This window comes from Vibrio sp. M260118 (assembly GCF_036533755.1).
Taxonomy (GTDB): domain Bacteria; phylum Pseudomonadota; class Gammaproteobacteria; order Enterobacterales; family Vibrionaceae; genus Vibrio.
On the sequence record NZ_JATABG010000213.1, the window covers coordinates 1 to 6,016 of the forward strand.

Annotated in this window: 10 protein-coding genes; 3 read left to right on the forward strand and 7 right to left on the reverse strand. The window is 44.6% G+C overall.

Annotation, left to right across the window (positions count from 1 at the left end; genetic code table 11):
* Nucleotides 1–4: 4 nt before the first annotated feature.
* Nucleotides 5–442, reverse strand: coding sequence for a DUF3859 domain-containing protein (locus tag QTO00_RS12895; protein ID WP_331425170.1), 438 nt, complete (start codon nt 440–442; stop codon nt 5–7).
* A complete protein-coding gene (locus tag QTO00_RS12900; RefSeq protein WP_331425171.1) occupies nt 418–813 on the reverse strand; it encodes an ATP-binding protein in 396 nt (131 codons plus the stop codon). The genes QTO00_RS12895 and QTO00_RS12900 overlap by 25 nt, the downstream gene beginning before the upstream one ends.
* Before the next feature lie 130 nt (nt 814–943).
* Here QTO00_RS12900 and metA point away from each other — a divergent pair, with 130 nt between their 5' ends.
* Together metA and pilW are read left to right on the forward strand one after the other, a co-directional pair.
* Entirely contained in the window at nt 944–1,885 is a 942-nt protein-coding gene (gene metA / locus QTO00_RS12905) for a homoserine O-acetyltransferase MetA (protein ID WP_331425172.1), read from the forward strand.
* Nucleotides 1,886–2,071: 186 nt separating this feature from the next.
* Nucleotides 2,072–2,749: a type IV pilus biogenesis/stability protein PilW gene (gene pilW, locus QTO00_RS12910; protein WP_331425173.1), complete on the forward strand. Its 678-nt coding sequence runs from the start codon at nt 2,072–2,074 to the stop codon at nt 2,747–2,749.
* A 224-nt stretch (nt 2,750–2,973) separates the two neighbouring features.
* On the opposite strand, the gene rlmF is transcribed toward pilW, so the two are convergent.
* Both rlmF and QTO00_RS12925 read right to left on the reverse strand, forming a co-directional pair.
* On the reverse strand, nt 2,974–4,026 hold the full coding sequence (gene rlmF / locus QTO00_RS12920) for a 23S rRNA (adenine(1618)-N(6))-methyltransferase RlmF (protein WP_443088928.1): 1,053 nt from the start codon (nt 4,024–4,026) through the stop codon (nt 2,974–2,976).
* A gap of 4 nt (nt 4,027–4,030) precedes the next feature.
* Nucleotides 4,031–4,534 (reverse strand): M48 metallopeptidase family protein, encoded by a 504-nt coding sequence (locus tag QTO00_RS12925; RefSeq protein WP_331425179.1) that lies wholly within the window; start codon nt 4,532–4,534, stop codon nt 4,031–4,033.
* Nucleotides 4,535–4,648: 114 nt separating this feature from the next.
* Here QTO00_RS12925 and QTO00_RS12930 point away from each other — a divergent pair, with 114 nt between their 5' ends.
* Complete coding sequence (locus QTO00_RS12930; protein ID WP_038204873.1) at nt 4,649–4,879, forward strand: glutaredoxin family protein; 231 nt, start codon at nt 4,649–4,651, stop codon at nt 4,877–4,879.
* Here the strand turns inward: QTO00_RS12930 and QTO00_RS12935 are convergent, their stop codons facing one another.
* The 3 genes from QTO00_RS12935 to QTO00_RS12945 all read right to left on the reverse strand — a co-directional run.
* Nucleotides 4,880–5,125 (reverse strand): Rho-binding antiterminator, encoded by a 246-nt coding sequence (locus tag QTO00_RS12935; RefSeq protein WP_331425175.1) that lies wholly within the window; start codon nt 5,123–5,125, stop codon nt 4,880–4,882.
* A gap of 28 nt (nt 5,126–5,153) precedes the next feature.
* On the reverse strand, nt 5,154–5,522 hold the full coding sequence (locus tag QTO00_RS12940; RefSeq protein WP_331425176.1) for a VOC family protein: 369 nt from the start codon (nt 5,520–5,522) through the stop codon (nt 5,154–5,156).
* A 27-nt stretch (nt 5,523–5,549) separates the two neighbouring features.
* The coding region (locus QTO00_RS12945; RefSeq protein ID WP_331425177.1) for an ATP-binding cassette domain-containing protein at nt 5,550–6,016 on the reverse strand (467 nt) is incomplete at its 5' end.

A 6,016-nucleotide genomic window follows, 5' to 3' on the forward strand; every position in this document is an offset into this window, starting at 1 on the left:
GTTACTAAAATCCGCGCTTCTTCCAAAACTCACCCTCATCACGGGCAAACACATCGAAAGTTTTGTCAGCAATGATATTGTCATTCATTGAAATAGTCATACGCCACTTACCTATATTTGATTCAAATCCATCGATGGGATCGAGCAATTGAATAGTGTCACCAAGGTAAAAATCCCAGTCGTTACTGCCAACATGTAGATCACCAGTAAAAGGTTCAAGTGTTTGGCCTTTCTTACCTTTGACACCTGGATGAGCAATACAGAATTCGATCAGCTCACCTTTGGCTTTCTTAATATTTACGATGAAGCCAAACTCGATCTCTTCATCAGCTGGCACTTTAGTCGTGAACTCTTGGATCTTGGGTAAATGCTTAGAGCGAGAGTCCCACTCTTTATAAATTCCATAAGAAGCCATTTCTACAACTGGGGAACGCTTTGCCACTCTTGCCACCGTTTTTTCATTAATTGGATTGCTTCTGGCGGAACGCCGTGGATATTGCCATAGCTATTGTGGCACTCGATCACTTCGAACTTAGCGCCGAAGCGTTTAGCTAGCTTAAGATAGGGGACGATCTCCCATCGCTGGATGAATGTGTTCGACACCACCACATCTTCACCATGGGCAAGCGCCTCTTCCGTCTTTGTTCGGCACCACTGGTGTGCATCTGCAATTTTCTCAGCGTCGTATACGTATTCGCCAGAACTATCAACGAAAAACATATCCGCTTCATAGTGTTGCGCTGACAGAGTTTTCGCCAAAGTACTCTTTCCGGAGCCGGGAAGCCCGCGGATTAAGGTTAGTTTTAAGTTCATAAGCTATGCTGAGAGTTAAATTCGTCTCGAATTTTAATATAAATAGACGCAAATTGGCTATCGACATCTCATTCTGATTGAGTTAAGTTTGGAAGTATAGACGTCCACAATAACGCTTAGGGAGCAAGCTGTGCCGATTAAGATCCCCGATCAACTACCCGCATCTGACGTATTACGAACCGAGAACATCTTTGTGATGCCGGAGTCTCGTGCTTCTACACAGGAAATTCGTCCGCTTAAGGTATTGATCCTCAATCTTATGCCAAAAAAAATTGAGACGGAAACTCAATTTTTAAGACTGTTATCCAATAGCCCACTTCAAGTAGACATCGAACTATTGCGCATCGATGACAGACCAAGCAAAAACACGCCAACTGAGCACTTGGACAACTTCTACCGCCAATTTGAGATGGTGAAAGAGCGCAATTTCGATGGACTCATCATAACTGGCGCACCACTCGGTTTAGTTCAATTTGAAGATGTCATCTATTGGGAACATCTACAAACCATCATGAATTGGGCAAACGAGCACGTCACCTCAACACTTTATGTCTGTTGGGCAGCGCAAGCAGGGCTAAAACTACTTTACGATTTGCCTAAACGTACCCGTAAAGAGAAGTTATCTGGTGTTTATCATCATAAAATCCACCAGCCATATCACCCGGTATTACGTGGTTTTGATGACACCTTCTTGGCCCCTCACTCTCGTTACGCTGACTTCTCACCAGAGTATCTAGAGGAACATACAGACCTTGATATCCTTGCGACCTCGGATGTTGCCGGCGTCTACTTAGCAGCGACCAAAGATAAGCGAAATGTGTTTGTTACCGGTCACCCAGAGTACGACTCGCATACTCTGCACAATGAGTACATCCGTGATCTCGGTGAAGGGATGGAACCTGCGATTCCGGTCAACTACTACCCGAATAACAATCCAGATAATGCACCTTGTGCCAGTTGGCGTAGTCACGGGCATTTGCTGTTCTCAAACTGGCTAAACTACTGCGTTTACCAGCAAACTCCATACGACTTGGAGCACTTCAGCGAAGCCAACTTCACCAAAGACGACTAATCCAAAAAATCTTAGAGCTATTAGTGGGATAGAGTTTTACGCTCTATCCCCCACTCTTTCATTCCAATGCTAACTGTTCTGTTACAACAAAATCTCAAGCTTACCTCAAGCTGATCACCTGCCCCTCTTCTTCTGCTATCAAGTACGCTATAAGTTTCGCACCATTCAAGAAACTCGTAACTCACTATGCACAGATGCTTACTATTACTCACTCTGCTAATGCTTGGCTGCGTCACTGATGTAAATCTGTCAGGTGAACCTAAGTCAGACCAACGCCAACGCGCTGAAGCTCGCGTTAACTTAGGAATCCGTTACATGGAACAAGACAATATGGTTAAAGCGCGTGAAAATCTAGAACAGGCCATTGAACACGATCCTAACTACTACCGGGCACAGCTGTCACTGGCTCACTATTATGAGCGAGTTGAAGAGTACGGCTTAGCTGACCGTTATTATCGTTTAGCCTTACAACAAGCGCCTAACAAAGGTACTGTGCTCAACAACTATGGAGCCTATTTGTGTAAGCGCGGAGAGTTCGAAGCGGCGGATCACTACTTCAACCAAGCCATAGAGAAACAAGACTACTACCTGACATCGGCAAGCTATGAAAACGCCGCACTATGCGCAGTCAAGGCCAAAGCGCCTGACAAAGCCATCGCATACTTTAAACGTGCGCTCGACTACGAACCGTATCGACCTCGCTCAATGCTGTCGTTAGCCAAGTTAGAGCTTCAAATAGGCAAATATGATGATGCGAGAAATAGACTTCTGTTGTTTCAAAATAGATATGGCAAGCAGAAGGCTGCTTTACTATTACTCGATGAGCTAGAACGCAAAGCAACTGTTACGGGCAACACTCCCTAGCGTTTGCGCTTGGAGTGATGAATGCTTCGCCTGTGTTTTACCCGCGAGGCACGTTGGATCTTTTGATACTCTTTATACAAGATATAGACAAAACCAATCAGCCCGATAATAAACAGCGCTGCGAACAAGAATAGAAAACTGTCACAAATCCAAGCCGGTTCACAGGGCATATAAATCTCAAACTCCATATACCCTCCCGATTAGACTTGATTCTAAACTTAGTATTAGCTTTTCAGTTTAAGCCACTTTACTCGCTCGCCTTCCGTTTTGAATGTCCAGGCTATAAATCGACTGATCTTTTGTCCTTGGCTCATCTCGACGATACGAACTTCTTTCGCGCCCGCTTTCTGCAAGTTTTTACGCATCCAACGGACTTTATCTTTCTTCGAAATTAGAGTTGAAAACCACAACACCTGCTGAGCAAAATCACGACTCTCAAATGCCATATTCTTGATGAAAGCAGCTTCACCACCTGGACACCACAACTCAGCTTTTTGCCCTCCAAAGTTAAGTATAGTTGAGGGGTTAGCTTTGTTCTTAATTGGCGCTTGACCGCGTTTACCACGATTGGTCGACAAGTTGTTAATCTTACGTTCAGTGCCCTGCTGCGCCTCTTCTAGCGACTTATGAAACGGAGGGTTGCAGGTGGTCACATCATAAAACTCGTTTGGTTGAATGATGCCATTAAAGAAGTGACGACTATCCGACTGCAAACGAGCTTCAACTCGCCCATTCAATACTGAGTTTCCCTGAGCAATGTGATTGGCGTTATCTACCGAAACTTGGTCGACATCCGAGCCAAGGTAGTTCCAACCATATTGAGTCGCCCCAACGATAGGATATATACAGTTCGCCCCGACACCGATGTCGAGCGCTCGTACTTGATTATGTTTAAAGCCTTTGCGTCCATCGCTCAACAAGTCAGCCAAACGATGGATATAATCTGCGCGCCCAGGAATTGGCGGGCACAAATAGCCTTCAGGGATGTCCCACTCGGTCACATCGTAATGGTGAGCAAGCAAAGCTTTATTGAGCAACTTAACCGCCACAGGATCAGAGAAGTTAATACTCAGCTCGCCCTTAGGATTCTTCACCACATGAGTTTTCAACTCAGGCAGCGCCTTTGTTAGCCGGGAGAAGTCATAGCGACCTTGGTGCAAGTTACGCTTATGCAACCCTTTTGCACCTTTAAGGTTGACTACTTTCATCTCGCTAGCTTTCGCATCTTTTTTGCTAGCCGCTTTGTTTGCCTGAGAGGCTTTGTTTGCGCGAGTCATCATTCTATTTTTGCTTCTCGGTTTCAAGGTAGATCATAAACAGGCGAGCATCTAACTCGAGTTGGTGATAGTCCGGCTCCATATGACAACATAGCTGATAAAAAGCCTTGTTGTGCTCTTTCTCTTTCAAGTGAGCCAGTTCATGCACAACCAACATTTTCAGCAGAGGCTCAGGGGCGTTTTTAAACACACTCGCAATGCGAATCTCATTCTTCGATTTGATTTTTCCGCCGTGAACTTTGGCTACGTAAGAGTGTAAACCCAAAGCATTATTGATGAGATGAATCTTGTTGTCGTAGATGACCTTACTCAGCGGCGAGGTCTTCTTCATATAACGATTCTTTAGGGCCACCGTATACTCAAACAGAGCCTTTTCACTTTTTATGGTGTGATTCTCTGGATAGCGCTGTTTAAACCAAGCGGCTAAACGGCCAGACTCTACCAACTGCGTTACAGGGGTAACAATGTGTTCTGGATAACCTTGGATATAACGAAGTGCAGGATTCATTTTGTTCATCGTCGCCTTGAGCATCAACAAAGGGGCACAAGTCTACTCTATTCACACTTGCCATTCACGGCCTTTTCATTAAACTCTGCGGCTAAACCAGAGTAGGAACAGACCATGAAACGACTTGTACTGTATGTAAAAGACAAATGCCCGCACTGCAAAGATGCGCAGCGTTATCTAGATTCTAAAGGTTATAAGTACAGATTAACCAACGCAAAAATGCAGCGTGGTCGTAAAGAGCTAGACGCAATCGGCGCCCGCTCCCTACCGGTTTTGAAAATCGGTGACAGAATCATGATCGGCTGGAATCCAAACAACTTTGAGAAGATGTATAACTCGAAATAACTAACCAAATTGCTTGGTTTTGAAGTGAGGATTGTCGACTAGCACTTCGAGTTCATGGAGGTCGTGGAGCACGACCATGTGCTCGAGTCCGTTCATACTGACTTTAATGCACTCTTGCTTGTCTGCATTTCGCGCAGTGTCGAGTGCATTACCTTCCACATAGACACCAGATTTGAGATGTAGCCTGACCGGATAATGGTACAAACAAGCAATTTCAATATAGTCGTAGTCATTACAGCTAATCATTACATCCCTCTGTCATGTCTGTTTGCAGCTACAAATGCACTGCCTCTATTTTGTTTCCGTCAAGGTCACGTACAAACGCCGCATAGTAAGTCTCGCCATACTCAGGCCTTGGGCCGGGTTTCCCTTCACATACCCCGCCTTGCTCAATGGCCACTCGATAAAATTCGTCTACCGCAAGTTGGCTCGGAGCGTTAAATGCTATGTGGGTACCATTACCCGCAGTTGCTTTATTTTCGGTTGGTAATCCGACCCAAAACTCAAAATTATCACCATAGCTAGCCGCAATATCTTCAATATAGTGCGCCCTTTTAACACCCAAAGTGGCGAGCACTTGGTCATAAAATTCGACAGCCAGTTTTACGTTAGATGTCCCTAGAGAAACATGGTTCAACAACATGTAACCTATCCTTCAAAATCGTTAAAGCTAAATACCAGAGCGAACTTGAGGCTTGTAGCAGTTCGCACTCTCATCATAGATAAACTCAACTTCATTGCGGATACTCTCAAGTTTATCTTTCTGATAATGCGACACATAAAGCAACTGACTGAGGTTTTCTTGTGCAATCAACTCCAAAGTGTTTTTTACCAACCGTCGGCCCAAATAATCTAACCCTTGATAAGGCTCATCTAAGATAAGTAAAGCTGGCTGCTTCACAATCGCTCTTGCAATCAAAAGTAGCCTTTGTTGGCCATATTCAAGCTGTCTAAATGAGGTGTTGGCAAGGTCACTCATATGCAGAATTTCGAGCCACTCGCGCGCAACTTGTATCTCTTTTTTACTTGGCTGCTGATATAGACCGATTGAATCATAAAAACCTGACAAAATTACTTCAATTGCTTTACAGCTAACGCGATATTGAAGGTGAAGCGCCGACGAAACCATGCCAATGT

Excerpts from the sequence above, each read along its gene's own strand:
- QTO00_RS12900 (WP_331425171.1), bottom strand. The coding sequence starts at position 813 with ATGAACTTAAAACTAACCTTAATCCGCGGGCTTCCCGGCTCCGGAAAG.
- pilW (WP_331425173.1), top strand. The coding sequence starts at position 2,072 with ATGCACAGATGCTTACTATTACTCACTCTGCTAATGCTTGGCTGCGTC.
- rlmF (WP_443088928.1), bottom strand. The coding sequence starts at position 4,026 with ATGACTCGCGCAAACAAAGCCTCTCAGGCAAACAAAGCGGCTAGCAAA.
- QTO00_RS12925 (WP_331425179.1), bottom strand. The coding sequence starts at position 4,534 with ATGAATCCTGCACTTCGTTATATCCAAGGTTATCCAGAACACATTGTT.
- QTO00_RS12930 (WP_038204873.1), top strand. The coding sequence starts at position 4,649 with ATGAAACGACTTGTACTGTATGTAAAAGACAAATGCCCGCACTGCAAA.
- QTO00_RS12935 (WP_331425175.1), bottom strand. The coding sequence starts at position 5,125 with ATGATTAGCTGTAATGACTACGACTATATTGAAATTGCTTGTTTGTAC.
- QTO00_RS12940 (WP_331425176.1), bottom strand. The coding sequence starts at position 5,522 with ATGTTGTTGAACCATGTTTCTCTAGGGACATCTAACGTAAAACTGGCT.